The sequence below is a fragment of the Alcanivorax sp. genome (assembly GCF_051117345.1).
Lineage (GTDB): Bacteria > Pseudomonadota > Gammaproteobacteria > Pseudomonadales > Alcanivoracaceae > Alcanivorax.
Map to the genome: position 1 here is coordinate 1 of NZ_JBNPEC010000253.1, position 19,296 is coordinate 19,296.

Genomic DNA, 19,296 nt, shown 5'->3' on the forward strand with positions numbered 1-19,296 from the left:
ATCTGGAAGATACGGCGGACGGCGGGTTGTAGTGTCAGGGGCGGGCCAGTGAGTACTTCAAGTGAGTACGCTTACGCCACCACCATCCGTACGTGTGCTCCCACGTTGCGCATTCAGAGCTGTGTGGCCGCTGCGTGGCGAACGTGGACGGCTGGGGTGAGGGGCGACGCTATGGCTAAGACGCTGGATAGCTCATCTTCTGGAAGCAGGAAACGGCTGTTGCCGGGGCAGCTGATCTGGTTGTGGCTGACCGGTGTGGTAATAGCGCTGGACCAGGTCACCAAGCATATGGTGGTGGCCCGTTTTGATCTCTACGAGCGGCTGGAAGTGATGCCGTTCTTCAATCTGACCCTGGCCTACAACCCCGGTGCCGCTTTCAGCTTTCTGGCGGATGCGGGCGGCTGGCAGCGTTGGTTCTTTACTGCCATTGCGCTGGGTGCCTCGGTACTGATTCTGGTCTGGCTGGCCCGGCTCACCGCCACCGAGAAACTGCAGGGCGTTGCCCTGGCGTTGATCCTGGGCGGTGCCCTGGGCAATTTCTACGACCGGCTGGTGCTGGGGCATGTGGTGGATTTCCTGGATTTCTACTGGGGCAACAGCCACTTCCCGGCTTTCAATATCGCAGACAGCGCCATTACCATCGGCGCCGGCTTGATTCTGCTGGATATGCTCCTGGGAGCAAAAAAGCATGACTGAAATTCTCCGGGCGGGCCCGGAAACCCGTATCACTCTGCATTTTGCGGTGCGCCTGATGGATGGCACCGAGCTGGATTCCACCTTCGGTGGTGACCCGGCGGCCTTTGTCTGGGGCGATGAATCCCTGCTGCCCGGCTTTGAAAATGCCTTGCGCGGCCTCAAGGCCGGTGATCGCCGTAGCGTCTTCCTGGAGGCCAACAAGGCCTTCGGCGATTACAATGAAGACAATGTGCAGCACTTCACCCGGGATACCTTCGCCCAGTACGACACCCTGGAGCCGGGCATGGTGCTCAGCTTTGCGGATGCCGCCGGTGGAGAACTGCCGGGGGTGATCAGCAAGGAGGAGGATGGTTGGGTTTATGTGGACTTCAATCACCCTCTGGCCGGCCGGGATCTGACTTTCGAGGTAGAGATTATCGCCGTGGAACGCTACGCTCCGGAGCAGCCCGTTACCCTGAACTGATTCGCAGGTCGCGGTGTCTGTGTCGTTGCGACGGTCGCAGAAGCCGCCCTGTACCAGTTACAATGCCTGTACCAGTCAAGCAGGATCTCCTATGCAAATCCGACTCGCCAACCCCCGTGGCTTCTGCGCCGGGGTGGATCGCGCCATCGACATCGTCAACCGGGCACTGGAAGTGTTCGGTCCGCCGATCTATGTGCGCCACGAGGTGGTCCACAACCGCTATGTGGTGGACGATCTGCGTCAGCGCGGGGCGGTGTTTGTAGAAGAGCTCCATGAAGTGCCGGATGACGCCATCGTCATCTTCAGTGCTCACGGTGTTTCCAAGGCGGTGCAGCAGGAGGCGGAACGTCGCCAGTTGAAGGTGTTCGATGCCACTTGTCCGCTGGTCACCAAGGTCCATATGGAAGTGATCCGCTATGCCCGCGAAGGCCGGGAGAGCATTCTGATTGGCCATGCCGGTCATCCGGAAGTGGAAGGCACCATGGGCCAGTATGACAAGTCCTATGGCGGTGATATTTACCTGGTGGAAGATGAGGCGGACGTGGCGACGATTCAGGTTCGCGACCCGGATACCCTGGCCTTTGTTACCCAGACCACCCTCAGCGTGGACGATACCGCCAAAGTGATCGATGCCCTGCGCGCCCGCTTTCCGAACATCCTTGGCCCCAAGCGCGAAGACATCTGCTACGCCACCACCAACCGTCAGGATGCCGTGCGCCAGCTGGCGCTGGAATGCGGGCTGGTGCTGGTCGTGGGCTCGGTGAACAGTTCCAACTCCAACCGTCTGCGGGAACTGGCCGAACGCTGCGGCGCCGAAGCCCACCTGCTCGACGACCCCTCCCAGATCGACCCTGCCTGGCTCAAGGGCAAGACTGCCGTGGGCGTCACTGCCGGCGCCAGCGCTCCGGAAGAGCTGGTCCAGCAGGTCATCACCACCCTCAAATCCCTGGGCGGCTCCGACGCCGAGGAAATCCCCGGTCGCGAAGAGAACATTCGTTTCTCAATGCCCAAGGCGCTGCGTTCCTGATTCTGGCTGAGAAAGCTTGCCGGTTTTCTTGAGGTCACCCCCATCCTTTGTCTGTTTGAACTGACAAGTTCTGCGCTCGTCTAGCTTTTGCTGCCGCTTGGCCCTGAGGCAACGGCTGTAATGCTTTCTGCTAAGGCAAAAGTTGCATTGGTATACGATTAAAGTGTGAGTGGCGTCACACCATAAAGTACCAAAATTCATTATTTTTCAGCAGCTTATACCGTCCATGGTGGCCGACAGTCCGTTTGTCCTCGGTTGATTGATGGCGCCTATGGAGTTGCTAAGCTGAAACTCAAAGCAATCCTCAAGCCCAGACAACCGGACTGAAACGATGACAAAAAAAAGCAGGCAGCGAGGCTTTTCACTGGTCGAGATGATGGTTGCGATCATCATTCTCGTAGTGCTGGGATCCATTGCGGTTCCCTCATTCCGCAACGTTGGTGCTGGTAATTCACTGCGTGGTGCGGCTAGTGAACTGGTTGCTGCTATCGGAACTGCTCGTGCTCAGGCAGTAAACCTCAGAGTAAATGTCCAATTATCTGCGGTTAGTGGCGGGGACTGGAGTCAGGGCTGGCTTATTTCATATCCGGCTGGCGCCCCGGAGGAGGACCAAAGCTTTGCTATTTCACCGGATGTAACCGTGCAGCGTTCCGGCTCCGGCAGTTTGACTTTTCAGTCGGATGGTTTTGTCAGTCAGGCTGACAGCTTCATTGTCTGCGACTCTGTACGAGCAGGAGAGACGGGCAGAAAAATTTCGGTTTCTAAGGTCGGGCGAATCAGCAATGAGGGTATCACGTGTTCCTGAACAAAATGGTAGTCAAAGTTGCCCAGCGTGGCGTGGGTCTTGTTGAAGTCCTCGTAGCCCTATTGGTATTGGCAATCGGAGTTCTGGGATACGCGGGCATGCAACTTTCAGCGCTTAAAGGCGCTGAACTAGCAAATAACCGAGCGCAGGCAACACTGATTGCTCAGGATGCATTGGAGCGTTTGCAGGTAAATCCAGATTTGCCGGCTTATATAGCGGCTGCTTGGCCTACAACACCAGCAGCAGTTGGCTCCGCACCTAATGCCTATGCTGCCTGCACCGGGGTTGGGGCAAGTTGCACTAGCGCTCAAATGGTTTCCTGGGATGTTAATCAATTATCTTGGATGGCTGGAAATCTGTTGCCAGAGGGACTGGTTTCCATTCAAGCCTGCCCCAGCAGTGGTCTGAATTGTGTTGTTGTCAGTTGGGAGGGGATGAAGCCTTCAGAGTGCGTGAAGGCGGGAGGGGAGGTTAATACCGATACGGATTCCTTCTGTGCGGTTATTGAGGTGATCCGCTAATGAATATGGTGAAAAAACAGTCAGGGTTCAGTTTTGTTGAATTAATGGTGGCGATGGTTGTTGGATTGGTTGTGACCGGTGCAGCACTTCAACTGCTAATAACCAATAACAGAACTTTTGCCCTGCAGCAGGCAACGTCGCGAGTGCAGGAAAATGGCCAGCTTGTCATGCGCTTTCTTGTGAGAGATCTACGGCGCACAGGTCTTGATCAGAATGTGGCTGCGGCGGTACCTAACGGGGTGTTGTTTGTGCCTGCCGCAGGCTTGCCTGGTTCAAGTGATGGCACCACAGATCGGATAACAATTGCCTATCACGGTACGACGGATTGTGAAGGTGGCGGTGCCGGGGGGGTTGTTCAGGTGGTTAATAGCTATTATGTATCAAACAATGGCTTATTTTGTGATGGAAACCTTTCTGGTGGCGCGGGTATAGAGCTGGTTTCTGGAGTTGAAGGTTTTAAGGTTAAGTACGGCATTGACGAAAACCCCGATGGTGCTTTGGGGGTGACAACTTTTGTTGGGGCAACAGATGCGAGTGGGTATATAACACAAGCACAATCCGCCGCAGGCGCCCCCGGGGTTGTGGGAACTATTGTCGCTGCTAGGCTGGCCCTGCTGCTGAGTGAGCAAAGTGACGCTTTGCCCGCTGGTGGTGGAGAGCAAACGTTTTATTTGCTGGGAAATAAAGTCACCAAATCGGATGCTGATGCCAAGGCTGTTCGTCGAATGTTTACAAGCACAGTACAGTTGCGAAATGTTGATTGGGAAACGCTATGAAAATAAATGCGATTTCACTTGGATATAACCAGCGTGGTGCAGCATTGATCGTTGCGCTGCTTATTCTTGTGGTGGTTTCTGTGCTGGGTGTTTCGGCGATGAAAACCAGTATGTTTGCTGCCAAGGTGGCAACAGGAACGCAGGCAGATGCCATGGTTTTCGAGGCTGCGGAAAGTTCAGTGGCAGATATGTACAACACTATCAACAATATGGATGAAGTCGCATTGACAGAGTTTTTGGTTGATCAGGTTGTGGCAAGAAGGTGTTTGCTAAATTCTGGTGGAAGAGATGGCGCATGTAATAGTGGTGATTCAATGGATGCTCGAAAAGTCATTACCGCATCCGCTGGTGCATCCGAGGACGGTTATGAACTGATTTCTGGAAATCAGGTTAGTACAACCGGTAATGGCGCAACGTTTGTGGACTACTCGATTGATATCCAGGGTGACGCAGTTATGGACGGCTTTAATATTAACGATCGTCATCTACAACAGTTATTGAAGACTGGAATTCTTCCAGGCTCAGAAATGTAGCGGGGGACATTATGAAAAACGACATGTCTATTTTTAAAGGAATGGCGCTTTTGCTTTTGCTGGTTTTGTCTCCGGCATGGCTTTTTGCTGACGACACTGAGATATTCTTTGCGCCTGCTGAAGTTGGCAATAGTGAAAATGAAACTAAAGCCAATGTAATGGTGCTGCTTGATACCTCTGGCAGTATGCGTAGTTGTGCTGAAAGTAGTGCCAGCTGGTGTTCAGATGTTGAAAATCGCCGTATCAATATGCTCGAAGATGCAATGCATCTTCTGATCGATTCGGTACCAGAAAAAGTCAACATGGGTATTGGAAGGTTTCGTCACGGCTATAACTGTGCTGACGATCGCTACACCTGTGGCGGTTATGTATTAATGCCGGTAACCCAAGTAAATGATAACTCAAAGCGGGCCCTTAAAGAGGCAGTGTCAAGCCTGAATAGTGCTGGTGAGAATGCTTCAGGTGCTAATACTGGTGCTCCATATGGTAGTACTCCAACTGCTGAAAGCTATTGGGAGATGGGGCGTTACATGCTGGGAGCACCCCCAGGCTCGGCACAGTATGGTAATGACAATAATGACGACAATAGCCGCTCTGTATGTACTGAATTTGAAGAAACCGAAGAATGTGAGATTGTTGATGAGTATGGTTGGGAAGATATCTCAGGCACTTGTAACCGTAATCGCCCAAATTGCCGACGAATTTGTACATCTCCTTGGGGGTGGTGCTGGGGTAATAGTGGCTACACTTACCAGGAATATAAACTTATAGGGCAAAAAGAAGAGTGCGAGATTACTAACGCGTGTGTAAGTAGTCAGGATATTGTGGGCTCTGATGGCCGTTATGTGTCACCGATTAATTTGGAGAATCAGTGTGAGTCTAACCATATCGTAATCTTCACTGATGGTGACCCCAACGATATTAATTTACCGGATCATAATTTTTCTGCTTGTAATGGTTCTGGCAAGTCGGACTCTTATGAGTGCCAGGCGGCGATTTCCCAGTATTTGAATAGTGAAAGTAATTTTATTGGCCGATCTATAAAGACCTACAACGTTGGTTTGTTTATGGGCGATAACAGAGGGGATATGGAAAAAGTCTCCTCTGACGGCTCGGAAGGCACCTATACGGCTGATACTTCAGAAGCGCTAGCTAGTGCCTTCCTTAAGGTGTTTGACCTTATTGATGAAGATTCTCGCACGTTGTCTGCCCCTGGCGTAGCGGTAAACCAATTAAACCGGTTTGAGCATCTTGATCAGCTTTACTATGCGGTTATTCAGCCTGCTTCCAGTAGTTTCTGGGAAGGAAATCTGAAGCGCTATCGTCTTTCGGGCGATAATGTCACGGATGTTTCCGGGAATGATGCTATCGATGATGACACAGGCTACTTCAAAGAGACCGCAAGAAGCTGGTGGAGTGATGAAGCTGATGGGCCGGATGCTACCCAGGGAGGGGCTCGCCAAGCCAACGATGAAGGCTTCCTGCGCACGTTATATTATAACGAAGGCAGCGCAATGACGACATTGCCTTGGGGGTCTATTGGAAGTGGTGCGTATGATAATGAGTTCTTCGGCCTTCCAGAGGATGCCAGTAACGACAAATTGAAGCAGCTTGCCGATAAGCTAAAAGTGCTTTGGGGAGACCCGATGCATAGTGTTCCGGTTTTGGTTGATTATAGTGGCAATAATGTGGTCTTTGTTTCTACTAATGGCGGCATGTTGCACGCAATAGATGCAAAAACAGGAAAAGAGATTTACTCATTTATGCCTAAAGAGTTTCTCTCCAGATCAAATCTTTTTACTACTGATCGCCCGTCACTGGATCAAAATAACAATCGCCAAATATATGGTTTGGACGGTAGCTGGATTGCATTGAAAAAAGACGGCAAGAAGCTCCTTTTTGGGGGAATGCGTCGAGGCGGAAACAGTTACTATGCTCTCGACGTGACATCAAGAACGTCACCAAAACTGCTCTGGAAGAAAACCGTTACTGATAGCGGATATTCAGATTTGGGGCAAACCTGGTCTACACCGACCCCAGCACGAATTGGAACGAAAACGGTTCTGATTTTCGGTGGTGGCTATGACACCAGCCATGATGCAAGCGGTGGAACCAGAGGCAACGGTGACGATGTTGGCAATGTTGTTTACATTGTAGATGCCTTAACGGGTGATGTGCTTTGGTCCGAAAATTTAGCCTATTCAGTGCCAAGTAGCATAGCTGTCGTTGATAAAGATGCTAACGGTTCTTCTGATCATCTTTATTTTGGTGATCTGGGCGGCCATTTGTACCGCGTTGATATTGATGAGGATAATATTGGGGCCAGCAAACTGCATACTTTAGCGGACCTGGGGGGTAACTATGCAGAGAATCGCCGTTTTTATGAAGCGCCGGCGGTAGCTTACGTGGAGCACAAGGGTGAAAAGCAGCTTTACGTGACAATCGGGTCTGGCTATAGGGCCCACCCCTTGGATAAAAATGTGAATGAAGCCTTTTTTGTTATTCGCGACGACACCGCTTATAAAGACTCAGCCCCAGAAAAAGAGCTAAATATTGGTGATTTGGTCAATGTGGGTGCTGGAAATCCGGTGAAAGGGGATGCGGCAGGTTGGTTTTACTATCTAGATGTTGCGCCTGGTGAAAAATTGATGTCATCGCCGGTGGTGTATGACAATACTATTTTCTTCTCTACATATTCTCCGGTTGGAGGTACGAAAGAAGATAGTCCTTGTGCGGTTAGTCTTGGAAGTGCCTATTTGCACACTGTCAATCTCATTACGGGGGATCCTGCAAAAGTCAATAATGATGGCTCTGTAGCTAAGGATCGTCAGGAAAAACTACTGCAACAGGTTCCGCCGCCGACCCCGGTTCTATTTATGGACAAAGACAAGATCAAGGTGGTTGTAGGTACTGAGGTCCCTGCGGAGGGAACGCCGCGCGATCAAAGGCTTCGCAAAACGCAATGGCGTCAGCTAGAGCCTAATGAAGCGAATGTAATCCCTGTTTATGAAAAGTAGCGGAGTGATCATGAGTGCTTACAGCTATCCTCAGAATGAGGGCCGCACAAATGCTGCTGCTGGCTTTACTTTCATCGAGATACTCATAGTGGTTGTGATAATCTCGATCTTGCTGGCAATCGCGTATCCTGCATATACAAAATATGTGCAGGATGCGCACCAGGAGGCTGGTAGGGGGGTGCTCTTGGATTGGGCTTCTGCCCTGGAGGGTTATCGTGGAAAGCACTTCTCTTATCAAGGAGCCGCCTCAATGACGGGCACACTTGTGCCGGAGTCCGTTGGGCATAAGCATTATAAGTTCACGATTTCTGTGCCCTCGGATCATAAGTATACGATCAAGGCGACGCCTTACAGTGCGATTATGAGTGGTACAGAGACGATGGTTCTGAATAGCCAGGGTAATGCCTGTGCCGCGGTAGGAGGTTGCACCCCCTCTAGCGGTAGTAATTGGTAGGCAATAAATGGGAATGGTCCAGTTTTTTCTGGACTATTCCTTCTTTTAAGTTTTACGACAGTCAGTTCTCGCTTTCTCAATACGGGTTCTTCCAATCCAGTTCATGATTATTTTTCTTCCTTTGTCTCCATTGCAAATCAGGAAATGTCCATTTTGGAATCGGGTTGCCCCTCTGCTTGTGTAGATTAAATGTGTGCCCCTGAATCGTTTCCATTCCAACCAAGTGTCGCTTGGTAGTTTTACGTAGTGACGTATTTCATTTTTTTCTAGTGCGTTGTTCGTGTTCGTATCTCGTCCCTCTATCAGTAATGTGGTTCTTTTGAAGCTGCTGCATCCCCGCTCTCCATCACAGATGAGTCGGTTTCCATCCGTTATAGCATTGGCCCTGGCCTCTCTGATTAATCCAGCTACACTATTGGTGGCAGCTATAACCCGATGTTCTTGAATCATCGGGAGGCCGATATTGTGCGCGACCATTGCTAGCATAGAAAGTGTGCTTAATGCGGTAAGGCACTCAATTAACGTAAAGCCTGTTTTTTTCATGGTTCGTTATCCGAAGCATCAATATGGTCGGGTAGAACTTGTTTTATATATGCAAGGTGTCATGAGTTGAAATGAGAGAAGTCGTGGTTATTGGTGGTGGCATTGTCGGTTTATTGAGTGCGTTCGAACTCACAAAGCGTCAGATTTCGGCCACAGTTATTGATGAATCGGAAGGGGGGTTGGCATCTTGGGCCGGAGGAGGGATTCTCTCGCCACTTTATGCGTGGCGTTACTCAGATGCTATGAATCGCCTGACCTTCGATGCTATGTCCCGCTACAGAGATCTCTTTGGTGAGCTTGTTGGGAGTTGTCTGGATTGGTCTGATTTGCATCAGGGCGGCTTATGGGTGCAAGTGGACACTAAGGAAATGGACAGCGTGAAAGACTGGGCTAGAAAGTGGGGGGTGTTATCTGAGACGCTTTCTGGAAGTGTTTTGTTACCGTCTTTTCCATTTTCAGAGGGCGTCTTCTTTCCTGATCTGGGAAATGTTAGAAACCCGCGCTTGTTAAAAGCTTTGCGAAGCTATCTGGTGTCCAGAGGGGTTTCGTTTATAAAGGATAAGGTGGTCTCACTTTTGCCAAAGCAAAAAGGTGCGACACTGGAAACCCAGCGTGGATTAGTTCTAAATCCAGAGAATGTGATTATCTGTGCAGGGGTAGGGAGCGACAAGCTGCTTTCAATGCTGGGAGTGTCGTTGCCAATGTTTCCGGTAAAGGGAGAAATGCTGCTTTATCGCCTCGCGCCAGGTAAGGTGCCTTCAGTTATGCTAACTCAGTCAGGGTATCTGATTCCCCGCTCAGATGGTGCTGTTTTGGTTGGCTCTACGTTGAGTCTAGGGGACTGTACTACCTACCCAACGGTGTCGGGGCGTTACCAACTTGAAGCGGTGGCGGCAAAGCTTTTTCCTGAATTTTCGAGCCTTAAGCCCGTTCATCACTGGGCTGGCGTGCGTCCCGGGAGTGAGGTGGACCACCCGCATATTGGAGTCGTGCCCGGGTGTACTGGGGTCTTTGCCGCAGCAGGCCATTACCGTAATGGTTTGGTGTCTGCTCCCGCAACGGCAGAGCTTCTTGTGCAGATGGTGTGTGGAGAAAAGCCGAATATTGAACCAGCTCCCTACTCGCTTTCTCCTGTGCTTCGGTCAAGGTCCAGTTTCTTCAAGCGGTAACGTAGAGATCGGAATGTCATGCCCAGTTTTTTTGCGGCAGCGGTCCGGTTCCAGTGCGTTACATCAAGAGCCTTGAGGATTTCCTGCCTCTCGATGTCTTGAAGAAAGTCTTCGAGAGGTTGGTGTAATGGGCGCTCGGGAGCGGTGTAGGTCTGCCGTGTTGCTGCCGTGGCTACCTTCGGCAGTGTATCTGCTTGCAGTCGCAGATGCTCTTCATGGATTTCTTTTCCGTCACATAAAGTGAGGGCTCTTTCCAGGGTATTTTCCAGCTCCCTGACATTGCCGGGGTAAGCATACTGTTCCATAGCCTTCATGGCAGAGGCGCTGACGATTGGTGGGGCGATTTCCCAGGCTTCGCTGAGGCGTTTGAGAATATGGCCCACCAGAGCAGGAATATCTTCTTGGCGTTCGCGCAACGGGGGTACATGCGCTTCAATGACATTCAGCCGATAGAAAAGATCCTGCCGGAAGCGGCCTTCCGCCATTTCTTGAGCCAAGTCCTTGTGCGTGGCGCACAGAATCCGAAGGTTGACCTGAAATTCCCGGGTCTCGCCTACCGGACGAACGGATTTTTCCTGGATGGCCCGCAGCAGTTTGACCTGCATGTGCAAGGGTAGGTCGGCCACTTCATCCAGAAACAGGGTGCCGCCATCGGCTTCCCGGAACAGGCCTTTGCGGTCTTCCACGGCACCGGTGAATGCCCCTTTGCGATGACCAAAAAACTCGCTCTCCATCAACTCCGAGGGAATGGCGCCGCAGTTGACGGCGACAAAGGGTTTTTCCCGTCGAGGGCCCAGGTTGTGTATCAGGCGGGCAATACGCTCCTTGCCGCTGCCAGACTCGCCGCTGATGTAGATCGGCGCCTGGCTGCGTGCCAATTTGCGGACCTGGGCTTTCAGGGCGCGCATGCTTGGCGCCTCCCCGATCAGGTTATCTTCTTCTTCGTGATGATCTTCCACGTCGTTGATGCCTAGCCCGTCTTCAATCAACTGGCGCAGGCGATCCAGCGCCACGGGCTTGGCAATAAAATCATAGGCGCCGTACTTCATGGCATCGGTGGCGGTTTCCATGCTGCCATAAGCCGTAATGACGGCAGTGGGCATGTCCGGGCAATGCCGGGCAATAAACTGCAGAAGCTCGAGCCCGGTGCCATCGCCCAGGTTCATATCCGTCAGACAAAGATCGAATCTGCCATCGCCAAGGGCCGCCTTGGCCGCGCCAAGCGATTCGGCGGCTGTGGCCTTGAGCTTCATGCGCCCAAGGGTGATGACAAGCAGTTCGCGCAGATCGGCTTCGTCGTCTACAACCAGTACGTGTGGGGTGTCAGCACTCATAATAAGATCGTGTTATTGAAATTGTCGGTGCGGGTGAGCAAAGGTTATCACAAAGCTGGCCCCGTTCGGGCTGTCTTCCAGATCCAGGGCAGCCTGATTGGCCTGGCACAGTTCCCGGCAAAGATAGAGGCCCAGCCCATTTCCGTCATTGGCTGTTGTGTAGAAGGGCTCAAAAAGGTGCCGGGCGGTCTCGGCGGGGATGCCATTGCCGTTATCCCGGATCCTGAGCCAGGGGAGACCGGTTTGTTCATGGCTGCCGCATTCCAGCTCAACCTTGCAATTTTCGCCGCCATGCTGAAATGCATTGCGGATCAGATTGTCGACGACCTGGGTCAACTGGTTGCGATCAAAACGCGCTTCTACATCTGTTTGGCAGGCTCTGTTCAGGCGGTTGCCAGCGTAGCCCCGCAACGCCCATTGATCACATAACTCGTTGAGAAAAGGCGCCAGGCTAAAGCGCTCAGCTTGTCCTTTACCTCGCCGAGAGAGATCAAGCACATCGTGAATGATGCCATTCACTCGGCCCACATGGTTGCGGATGATGCCGAGCAAATGCTGATCTTCTTCGTTGGCATTGCCGTCCAGTAGCAGCTCGGTGGCATGGTTGATGGCGCTTAACGGGTTGCGTATCTCGTGGGCGAGAGTGGCGGACAGCCGTCCCAGTGAGGCCAGATTCATCTGCTGGGCTTCCTGGGCGACGCGGGCGCTGTCTTCCAGAAATAATAGAGTAAGAAGTTCGTGGTCGGTCTCCAGGGGGGCAAACCGGGGGCTGAGTACTGGTGATTGTTCCGAGGTTCTCAGCGTAGCCAGGGGCAGTAGAGGATTGTCCTGCCAGCGTTGGTAGCGGCTGACCAATTGTTTCGGTAGCTGGTTGCCAAGCATGGGGCTGCCAAACAGGCTGTTGGCTGCCTGATTAGCCATCAGAATACGGAAGGATTGATCAAACACCACCACGCCGGTGCGCATGCGTTGCACAATTTGCTGGTTAAGAGCTTCCAGGCGTTCGATGGCCACGCGTTGGCGTTGAGCAATCCGCTCGCTTTGCTGCAGCCGCTGGGTTATCTGCTGGATGATCAGCGACACCATGAAGAAGGCGATACCCAGCAGCCCGGATTCGGTCAGCAGGAAAGGGGAATCCGACATGGCCTGCATGGAAAAGTAAAACTGCTCGAACATCATGGCCAGAGTGGCCAGGGCAGCGATCAAAAAACCAAGGCGCCCGCGCAACAGGATGTTGCCAGCGGCCACCGTGACCAGAAGCAGTACCGCCAGCCCCCCCTCAAGACCACCGTTGGCGTGGACAACCAGGGAGAGCATGGTCAAATCGGTAATTAGCGAGGCAGGTTGTGCCCAGGCGGGGTAAGCACGTTTCTCGGCCCGAAAATCCAGAGTGGCAGATGCCAGTGTCAGCCCCAGATAGACGAAAAGCGTGGTTTCAAAGAGCAATGGTAAATGATTGCCGATCAGGGCTTTGTCGGGGCCGAAGTGCAGCAGCATCAGGCTGCAGGCGATGGCAATCCGATAGACATTATAGATACGGGCGGGAGTCCATCCCTGGCTAGCGGTCATGGTGCTCCAGATACAAGCGTTGGTGCTCTTGGGAGCAAAAGTGCCGGCCATTGTGAGTGAAGGCGTCCGGGGCAGGAACATGAACGCCGCACTGGTCGCATTTAAGCATGGCCTGGGCGTCCTGACCGTTACCGGGGGTGGAATTGTTGCCACGGCTCGACTGCGAGAGCAGATTTTTCACCACGCGCCAGGCCAGGAAGATCAGGGCGGCAATAACCAGCAGGCGAATCAGGCCCATCTTGTTCTCCTTGTTTGTCATGATGCGTTCATCGATTGCCGGCTAAAGAGTACAATCAGCGCTCACTTGAGGAAAGGCCGGTTAGTCATGCGGATTATTATGGCCCAGCAGAATGCGCTGGTGGGCGACATTGAGGGCAATGCCCAGCGGGTGATCGATGCGGCAGACGAGGCTCGCCGTCTGCTTGGGGCGGATCTGGTGCTGTTTCCGGAATTGATGCTGACCGGCTATCCGCCGGAGGATCTGCTGTTGCGACCCAGTCTCAACAGCCGTGTGGATGCGGCGCTGGAGGCCATCGGTGAGCGGATCACGGTACCGGTGGTGATTGGCTACCCTGCCGTGCGCAATGGTCAGCGTCGCAACACCGCCGGGGTAGTATTTCCTGGCGAGAGTCGTCCCCGCCATGAATATTTTAAACAGCACCTGCCCAATTACCGTGTGTTTGACGAAAAACGCTATTTTCAACCGGGTTCCGAGGCCTGCACCTTTGAACTGGATGGCTGGACCCTGGGCCTGACGATCTGCGAGGACATCTGGCATAGCGGGCCGGCAGCCCAGCTACAGCAGCAAGATGTGGATCTGGTTCTGAACTTGAATGCGTCTCCGTTCCGGGCCAACAAGTTTCAGGAACGCCTGGAGCAGGTAGAGGCCCGCAGCCGCGAAACCGGCCTGCCGATCCTCTATTGCAACCTGGTGGGTGGCCAGGACGAGCTGGTTTTTGATGGCGCGTCGTTTGTTTGTGACAGCCAGGGACGCCGTTGTGTACAGGCTGCCAGCTTCACCGAGGCGCTGGTCCCGGTGGACCTGCAGTGCAGTGATGGGCACTGCGAGCCCGTGGGGGAGCAGCTCCCGCTCCCCGGGCTGGAAGAAAGCCTCTATCAGGCGCTGGTGCTGGCAACCCGGGATTACGTGAATAAGAACGGTTTCAAGGGGGCGCTCCTGGGCCTGTCCGGGGGCATTGATTCAGCGCTGACTCTGGCGGTGGCAGTGGATGCCCTGGGTCCTGACCGGGTAGAAGCAGTGATGATGCCATTCCGCTATACCTCCGCCATGAGTCTTGAGGACGCGGAAAAGCAGGCCCGGACCCTGCGGGTCCATTACCGGGTGCTGCCCATCGAGTCTGCTTTCAATGGGTTTATGGATATTCTCAGTGAATCCTTTGCCGGGCAGGAGAAAGATACCACCGAGGAGAACTTGCAGGCGCGCTGCCGTGGGGTCCTGCTTATGGCGCTATCCAACAAGAACGGGTCCGTGGTGCTGACAACCGGCAACAAGAGTGAGATGGCAGTGGGCTATGCCACGCTCTACGGGGATATGGCCGGTGGCTTCTCAGTGCTGAAGGATGTGTTCAAGACCATGGTTTATCGCCTGGCCCATTGGCGTAACCAGCAGGCTGGCGTGGAAATTATCCCGGAACGGGTGATCACGCGCCCGCCGTCGGCAGAGCTGGCACCCGACCAGGTGGACAGTGATTCCTTGCCGGGTTATGACGAACTGGATGCGATTCTCGAGCGCTATGTGGAGCAGGACATGAGCGCCGAAGCGGTGATCCGTGACGGCTTTGATCGAGAGAATGTCTACCGGGTCGTCAAGCTCACCGACCGCAATGAATACAAGCGCCGGCAGGCCGCGGTGGGTCCCCGCGTCAGTCGCCGGGCCTTCGGCAAGGATCGCCGTTACCCGATCACTAACGGCTGGCGGCCGGGAGACTAAAGGCAGCTACGAGTTTCTAGCTGCGAGCGACAAGGAATATCAAAATCAAAAAAGGGTGGCGCGAATCATGGTCGGTGCCACCCTTTTTTAGCTAGAAGCTAGAAGCTAGAAGCTAGAAGCTAGAAGCTAGAAGCTAGAAGCTAGAAGCTAGAAGCTAGAAGCTTACAGAAGGTCAAACGTCAGCAGGCTCAGCAGCCCGTCATCCTCGTCCGGCCACCAGGCCAGGTCGACTTGCTTGTCATTGTCCAGAAACTTGCTCTCCGGCCAGTTCAGCGCCAGTACAGCACGACTCTTCTCTGCCAGCTCCGGTTGCTTCAGGCGCTGGTAACCTTTCGCCATGATGGCGAGGGCTTCGGGTACGGCGGGGGTCTGCTGGTAGTGCTTGACCACATACTGGGCCCGGTTGATGGAGGCGATGATGGCGCCGCGACGCGCATAGTAACGGGCCACATGGAGTTCCTGGCGGGCCAGCTGGTTACGAATGTGGATCATGCGTGAGCGGGCATCCGGCGCATATTCGCTGTCCGGGAAGCGGTTCACCAGGCGCTCGAAATCCCGGAACGCATCCTTGGCGGCACCCATGTCCTTGCTGGACTTGTCGGAGCTCACCATATTGTCGAACAGGCCTTTCTCCATATTGAAGTTGGCCAGCCCGCGCATATACAGCGCGTAGTCCATGCGCGGATGCGCCGGGTAATTGCGCATGAAACGCTGGGCCGCGACCACGGTGGCCGGGTAATCCACCGCCCGATACTGGGCGTAGATCAGATCCAGAGCTGCCTGCTCCGCAAAATCACCGTAGGGAAAGCGGGCCTCCAGCTCCTTGAGCTGGTCGATAGCGGTCAGGTAGTTCTTGGATTCCAGCGACTCGCTAGCTTCCCGGTACTGGTCCACCTCGGTAAGCTCCGGGCGCTCCTTGTTGCTGGCACAGCCGGCTAGCAGCAGCAGGCCAAGCAATGGCCATAAAAGACGTGGCATTCTTCCCTCGTTAAACGGTTACAATGACGGGCTAGGTAATTCAGATACGGCATTTAAACACAGGTTGCACTATGGGACATCTTGGCGGCGAGAAAATTCAGCGTAGCGAGCAGGTGCGCGCAGATCAGGTGGGGCAACGGGTCGACCAGGCTGCTGCCGAGCTGTTCGAGGGGTTTTCCCGCTCGCGGCTGCAGGGCTGGATCAAGGACGGGGTGCTGACGGTCAATGGCGCCACAGCCAAACCCAAGGACAAGCTGGTCGGCAATGAGTGCCTGACTCTGGAAGTGGAGATCGCCCCGGAACTGGACGATCTGCCCCAGTCCATCGAGATTGATGTGGTCTACCAGGATGACGACTTGATTGTGATCAACAAGCCCACCGGCCTGGTGGTGCACCCGGCAGCGGGGCATGCGGATGGCACCTTGCTGAATGGTCTGCTGCATCTCGACGAACGCCTTAATAGTCTGCCTCGAGCGGGTATCGTCCATCGGTTGGACCGGGATACCACTGGCTTGATGGTGGTGGCCCGCTCACTGGAAGCCCATCAGAGCCTGGTGGCCCAGCTGCAGGACAAAAGCCTGTTCCGCCAGTACGAAGCCATTGCCGTGGGGGTAATGACCGGCGGTGGCAAGGTGGATGCGCCCATGGGGCGCCACCCGGTGGACCGCAAGAAGCAGGCGGTGGTGAAAACCGGGGGCAAGAACGCGGTTACCCATTACCGCGTACTGGACCGTTACCGGGCCCACACCCGCATCAAGGTACAGCTGGAAACCGGCCGTACTCACCAGATTCGGGTGCATATGGCCCATCGTAATTACCCCTTGGTGGGCGATCCGCTCTACGGCGGTCGCCTCAAACAGCCTGCGGGCGCCAGCGAAGCCCTGCGTGAGGCCCTGCGGCGGTTCCCCCGTCAGGCCCTGCACGCCCGTAAACTTGGCTTGATTCACCCGGCCACGGGCGAATACTGTGAATTCGAAGCACCGCTGCCTGAGGATATGCAGGGGTTGATTCAGGTGCTGGAACAAGACGCCCGGCCCGACGAGCAGTAATACTTCAAGGACGAAGTTGAATGATGAAAACCGTTAATTTTGGGGCGGCTTTGCTGTCCCTTCTACTGTCGGGCTGTATCAGTACCTATCATGCCTGGGATGGGACCAAAGGGTATAAGGAGGAACGACTTGATGAGCGCCAATACAGAGTCAGCTATGTCGCCGAACAGGCCACCCGCTGGAGTTGGCTGGATGATTATCTCGAACGGCGCTGCCAGGAACTGGCAGGTTCGGAGGTAGCACAGGTGACGGACATCAATCACGAGACCTCTACGGTGACGGCAATGTCATCGGCGGCCGTCGGCGCGCCGGTGATAGCCGGCGGGAAAGATTTTGGGGGTGTGATGATGCCCGCAACCTCAGCCTCTCATGAAGTTGTCTTCAAGCTGAAAAAAGCCGAAGGACATTGCTCTTTCTGAGCGACGAGGAGTGCCGGATGACCCTTCCCGCCCGATCACAATGGCTATGGCCCAGCTGGCAGCCGCACCCTGACGTGCGTGTGGCTGTGACCACCCGGGCCGGCAGTCACTCCCCGTCGCCCTGGGATGGCTTCAATCTGGGTATGAATTGCGGCGATCAGCCAGCTCGTGTGGAGCAGGCCAGACATCACGTGGAAAAGCTGCTGCAGGCCGACCACCCGGTGGCCTGGCTGAGGCAGGTCCATGGTAAGCGGGTTATCCGGGCAGATGACTCTGATGACGAAGCGGATGGTGTCTGGACCGATCAGCAGCGCTGGCCCTGTGTGGTGCTCACAGCAGACTGTCTTCCGGTTCTGCTGGCGCGTACCGATGGCAGTGCCGTGGCGGCAGTGCATGCGGGCTGGCGCGGCCTGCAGGCGGGTATTGTCGCTGAAGGGGTGAAGAGTATAGCGCCGGGTGGTGAGCCAATCAGCGCCTGGTTGGGGCCGGCCATTTGCGGGAAATGCTACCAGGTAGGCGATGAGGTCTACCGGGCCTTTGTTGATACCCACGCTGATTTCAGCGCCGCGTTTCAGGCGGATGCCACGCCCCATCACTGGCGTTTTTCCGTCGCCCAGGCTGCCATGATAGAACTGGCCCGTCTGGGCGTAGAGGATGTTCAGGGTGGCGAGCTCTGTACCGCCTGTGACCTCAAGCGCTTCTATTCTTTCCGGAACGAGGGCGACACGGGTCGGTTTGCGTCCCTGATCTGGCTCGACCGATAGCTGCCGCAGGTTTTGTCTTTCGCTCTTCGGGTCTGGTTACTCGGACCGCCAGTGATGCCCCTGCGCGATTTCTTGGCTTATCCATTCCATTTCTTGATCCCCCGCAATATATCCTTCTACGTCCTTCGCTTACTCTTGAATCTGGCCCAATCGGACCCATTAATAGGTCAGATGATTGATAACCGGTGATCGTGGCTGGCTTGCCGACAGGGGGCCGGAGTGCGGATCACAACCGGAAAGGAGAGCCCGTAATGCGAATGGACAAACTCACCGCGCGTCTGCAGCAAGCGCTGTCAGACGCGCAATCCCTGGCCGTGGGGCAGGGCAACAGCACCATTGAACCGGTCCACCTGATGCTGGCGCTGATGCAGCAGCAGGGTGGGGCGGCCCGCCCTTTGCTGGAAAAAGCCGGTGCCAACAGTGGCGATGTGATCACCGCCTTGAACATGGCCCTGGACAAGCTGCCAACGGTCAGCAATTTCAACGGTGATGTGCAGATGGGGCAGGCCACCGGCCGCCTGCTCAACATGGCTGACCGTGAAGCCCAGCAACGTGGCGACCAGTACCTGTCCACCGAGGTGGTATTGCTGGCAGCCTGTGACGATAACGGCGAGCTGGGCAAGCTGATGAAGAACGCCGGGGTCACCAAAAAGGTGCTGGCGGCGAAGATCGCCGAGGTGCGAGGTGGAGAGGCTGTGGACGACCCCAATGCAGAAGACAAGCGCGAAGCGCTGGACAAGTACACGGTGAATCTCACCGAGCGGGCCGAGTCCGGCAAGCTGGACCCGGTGATCGGCCGTGACGATGAAATTCGCCGCACCATCCAGGTGTTGCAGCGCCGCACCAAGAACAACCCGGTTCTTATTGGCGAGCCCGGCGTGGGCAAGACCGCCATCGTGGAAGGACTGGCTCAGCGGATCGTCAATGGTGAAGTGCCGGAAGGTCTGAAGGACAAGCAGGTGCTATCCCTAGACATGGCGGCACTGATTGCCGGCGCCAAATACCGGGGCGAATTCGAGGAGCGACTCAAGGCCGTCCTCAACGAACTGTCCAAGCAGGAAGGGCGGATCATCCTGTTTATTGATGAATTGCATACCATGGTCGGTGCCGGTCAGGGCGAAGGCTCCATGGATGCCGGTAATATGCTCAAACCAGCACTGGCCTGCGGTGAGTTGCACTGCGGTGGCGCGACGACGACGGAATACTATCGCCAGTACCTCGTAAAGGT

Annotated in this window: 20 protein-coding genes; 15 read left to right on the forward strand and 5 right to left on the reverse strand. The window is 54.7% G+C overall.

All coding sequences use genetic code 11. The features are described from left to right. The first annotated feature begins 171 nt into the window (after nt 1-171). From lspA to ACFE0K_RS15860, 9 genes are all read left to right on the forward strand, one after another. Nucleotides 172-696 (forward strand): signal peptidase II, encoded by a 525-nt coding sequence (gene lspA / locus ACFE0K_RS15820; protein ID WP_434536982.1) that lies wholly within the window; start codon nt 172-174, stop codon nt 694-696. Further along, nucleotides 689-1,159: an FKBP-type peptidyl-prolyl cis-trans isomerase gene (locus tag ACFE0K_RS15825; RefSeq protein ID WP_434536983.1), complete on the forward strand. Its 471-nt coding sequence runs from the start codon at nt 689-691 to the stop codon at nt 1,157-1,159. Before lspA ends, ACFE0K_RS15825 begins: the two co-directional genes overlap by 8 nt. 91 nt (nt 1,160-1,250) lie before the next feature. Then, nucleotides 1,251-2,186, forward strand: a complete 936-nt coding sequence (ispH, locus tag ACFE0K_RS15830; RefSeq protein ID WP_434536984.1) for a 4-hydroxy-3-methylbut-2-enyl diphosphate reductase — start codon at nt 1,251-1,253, stop codon at nt 2,184-2,186. 331 nt (nt 2,187-2,517) lie between these two features. Then, on the forward strand, nt 2,518-2,991 hold the full coding sequence (locus ACFE0K_RS15835; protein WP_434536985.1) for a GspH/FimT family pseudopilin: 474 nt from the start codon (nt 2,518-2,520) through the stop codon (nt 2,989-2,991). Then, on the forward strand, nt 2,982-3,512 hold the full coding sequence (gene pilV / locus ACFE0K_RS15840) for a type IV pilus modification protein PilV (protein WP_434536986.1): 531 nt from the start codon (nt 2,982-2,984) through the stop codon (nt 3,510-3,512). Before ACFE0K_RS15835 ends, pilV begins: the two co-directional genes overlap by 10 nt. Next, entirely contained in the window at nt 3,512-4,288 is a 777-nt protein-coding gene (locus tag ACFE0K_RS15845) for a PilW family protein (protein ID WP_434536987.1), read from the forward strand. Before pilV ends, ACFE0K_RS15845 begins: the two co-directional genes overlap by 1 nt. Then, the gene (locus tag ACFE0K_RS15850) at nt 4,285-4,821 is read left to right on the forward strand and encodes a PilX N-terminal domain-containing pilus assembly protein (RefSeq protein WP_434536988.1); all 537 of its coding nucleotides are present in this window, start codon (nt 4,285-4,287) and stop codon (nt 4,819-4,821) included. Before ACFE0K_RS15845 ends, ACFE0K_RS15850 begins: the two co-directional genes overlap by 4 nt. 11 nt (nt 4,822-4,832) lie before the next feature. Further along, the gene (locus ACFE0K_RS15855; RefSeq protein ID WP_434536989.1) at nt 4,833-7,838 is read left to right on the forward strand and encodes a PilC/PilY family type IV pilus protein; all 3,006 of its coding nucleotides are present in this window, start codon (nt 4,833-4,835) and stop codon (nt 7,836-7,838) included. Between the two features lie 10 nt (nt 7,839-7,848). Continuing rightward, nucleotides 7,849-8,292, forward strand: coding sequence for a type IV pilin protein (locus tag ACFE0K_RS15860; protein ID WP_434536990.1), 444 nt, complete (start codon nt 7,849-7,851; stop codon nt 8,290-8,292). 45 nt (nt 8,293-8,337) lie between these two features. Here ACFE0K_RS15860 and ACFE0K_RS15865 read toward each other — a convergent pair whose 3' ends face one another. Further along, complete coding sequence (locus tag ACFE0K_RS15865; RefSeq protein WP_434536991.1) at nt 8,338-8,835, reverse strand: GspH/FimT family pseudopilin; 498 nt, start codon at nt 8,833-8,835, stop codon at nt 8,338-8,340. A 71-nt stretch (nt 8,836-8,906) separates the two neighbouring features. On the opposite strand from ACFE0K_RS15865, the gene ACFE0K_RS15870 reads away from it, so the two are divergent. Beyond that, nucleotides 8,907-10,004, forward strand: coding sequence for an NAD(P)/FAD-dependent oxidoreductase (locus tag ACFE0K_RS15870; protein ID WP_434536992.1), 1,098 nt, complete (start codon nt 8,907-8,909; stop codon nt 10,002-10,004). Here ACFE0K_RS15870 and ACFE0K_RS15875 read toward each other — a convergent pair. Genes ACFE0K_RS15875 through ACFE0K_RS15885 form a run of 3 tightly spaced genes read right to left on the reverse strand, consistent with a single transcriptional unit; the run spans nt 9,953 to nt 13,166 of the window. Continuing rightward, complete coding sequence (locus ACFE0K_RS15875) at nt 9,953-11,338, reverse strand: sigma-54-dependent transcriptional regulator (RefSeq protein ID WP_434536993.1); 1,386 nt, start codon at nt 11,336-11,338, stop codon at nt 9,953-9,955. The genes ACFE0K_RS15870 and ACFE0K_RS15875 overlap by 52 nt on opposite strands. A gap of 12 nt (nt 11,339-11,350) precedes the next feature. After that, a complete protein-coding gene (locus tag ACFE0K_RS15880; protein ID WP_434536994.1) occupies nt 11,351-12,907 on the reverse strand; it encodes a sensor histidine kinase in 1,557 nt (518 codons plus the stop codon). Then, nucleotides 12,897-13,166: a PP0621 family protein gene (locus tag ACFE0K_RS15885; RefSeq protein ID WP_434536995.1), complete on the reverse strand. Its 270-nt coding sequence runs from the start codon at nt 13,164-13,166 to the stop codon at nt 12,897-12,899. The genes ACFE0K_RS15880 and ACFE0K_RS15885 overlap by 11 nt, the downstream gene beginning before the upstream one ends. Before the next feature lie 66 nt (nt 13,167-13,232). Between ACFE0K_RS15885 and ACFE0K_RS15890 the strand changes: the two genes are divergently transcribed. Then, on the forward strand, nt 13,233-14,858 hold the full coding sequence (locus ACFE0K_RS15890) for an NAD+ synthase (RefSeq protein WP_434536996.1): 1,626 nt from the start codon (nt 13,233-13,235) through the stop codon (nt 14,856-14,858). 162 nt (nt 14,859-15,020) lie between these two features. Here ACFE0K_RS15890 and ACFE0K_RS15895 read toward each other — a convergent pair whose 3' ends face one another. Beyond that, on the reverse strand, nt 15,021-15,836 hold the full coding sequence (locus tag ACFE0K_RS15895) for an outer membrane protein assembly factor BamD (RefSeq protein WP_434536997.1): 816 nt from the start codon (nt 15,834-15,836) through the stop codon (nt 15,021-15,023). Nucleotides 15,837-15,907: 71 nt separating this feature from the next. On the opposite strand from ACFE0K_RS15895, the gene rluD reads away from it, so the two are divergent. From rluD to ACFE0K_RS15915, 4 genes are all read left to right on the forward strand, one after another. Further along, complete coding sequence (rluD, locus tag ACFE0K_RS15900; RefSeq protein ID WP_434536998.1) at nt 15,908-16,885, forward strand: 23S rRNA pseudouridine(1911/1915/1917) synthase RluD; 978 nt, start codon at nt 15,908-15,910, stop codon at nt 16,883-16,885. 20 nt (nt 16,886-16,905) lie between these two features. Further along, complete coding sequence (locus ACFE0K_RS15905) at nt 16,906-17,304, forward strand: hypothetical protein (protein ID WP_434536999.1); 399 nt, start codon at nt 16,906-16,908, stop codon at nt 17,302-17,304. Between the two features lie 17 nt (nt 17,305-17,321). After that, a complete protein-coding gene (gene pgeF, locus ACFE0K_RS15910) occupies nt 17,322-18,068 on the forward strand; it encodes a peptidoglycan editing factor PgeF (RefSeq protein WP_434537000.1) in 747 nt (248 codons plus the stop codon). Nucleotides 18,069-18,319: 251 nt separating this feature from the next. Then, nucleotides 18,320-19,296: Clp protease N-terminal domain-containing protein (locus ACFE0K_RS15915; protein ID WP_434537001.1), on the forward strand; the 977-nt coding region annotated here is incomplete at its 3' end.

Coding starts and splice junctions, on each gene's coding strand:
- ACFE0K_RS15870 (WP_434536992.1), top strand. CDS start 8,907: ATGAGAGAAGTCGTGGTTATTGGTGGTGGCATTGTCGGTTTATTGAGT.
- ACFE0K_RS15850 (WP_434536988.1), top strand. CDS start 4,285: ATGAAAATAAATGCGATTTCACTTGGATATAACCAGCGTGGTGCAGCA.
- ACFE0K_RS15890 (WP_434536996.1), top strand. CDS start 13,233: ATGCGGATTATTATGGCCCAGCAGAATGCGCTGGTGGGCGACATTGAG.
- ispH (WP_434536984.1), top strand. CDS start 1,251: ATGCAAATCCGACTCGCCAACCCCCGTGGCTTCTGCGCCGGGGTGGAT.
- ACFE0K_RS15880 (WP_434536994.1), bottom strand. CDS start 12,907: ATGACCGCTAGCCAGGGATGGACTCCCGCCCGTATCTATAATGTCTAT.
- ACFE0K_RS15905 (WP_434536999.1), top strand. CDS start 16,906: ATGATGAAAACCGTTAATTTTGGGGCGGCTTTGCTGTCCCTTCTACTG.
- pgeF (WP_434537000.1), top strand. CDS start 17,322: ATGACCCTTCCCGCCCGATCACAATGGCTATGGCCCAGCTGGCAGCCG.
- ACFE0K_RS15885 (WP_434536995.1), bottom strand. CDS start 13,166: ATGACAAACAAGGAGAACAAGATGGGCCTGATTCGCCTGCTGGTTATT.
- ACFE0K_RS15845 (WP_434536987.1), top strand. CDS start 3,512: ATGAATATGGTGAAAAAACAGTCAGGGTTCAGTTTTGTTGAATTAATG.
- ACFE0K_RS15895 (WP_434536997.1), bottom strand. CDS start 15,836: ATGCCACGTCTTTTATGGCCATTGCTTGGCCTGCTGCTGCTAGCCGGC.
- ACFE0K_RS15865 (WP_434536991.1), bottom strand. CDS start 8,835: ATGAAAAAAACAGGCTTTACGTTAATTGAGTGCCTTACCGCATTAAGC.
- rluD (WP_434536998.1), top strand. CDS start 15,908: ATGGGACATCTTGGCGGCGAGAAAATTCAGCGTAGCGAGCAGGTGCGC.
- ACFE0K_RS15835 (WP_434536985.1), top strand. CDS start 2,518: ATGACAAAAAAAAGCAGGCAGCGAGGCTTTTCACTGGTCGAGATGATG.
- lspA (WP_434536982.1), top strand. CDS start 172: ATGGCTAAGACGCTGGATAGCTCATCTTCTGGAAGCAGGAAACGGCTG.
- ACFE0K_RS15855 (WP_434536989.1), top strand. CDS start 4,833: ATGAAAAACGACATGTCTATTTTTAAAGGAATGGCGCTTTTGCTTTTG.
- ACFE0K_RS15825 (WP_434536983.1), top strand. CDS start 689: ATGACTGAAATTCTCCGGGCGGGCCCGGAAACCCGTATCACTCTGCAT.
- ACFE0K_RS15860 (WP_434536990.1), top strand. CDS start 7,849: ATGAGTGCTTACAGCTATCCTCAGAATGAGGGCCGCACAAATGCTGCT.
- ACFE0K_RS15875 (WP_434536993.1), bottom strand. CDS start 11,338: ATGAGTGCTGACACCCCACACGTACTGGTTGTAGACGACGAAGCCGAT.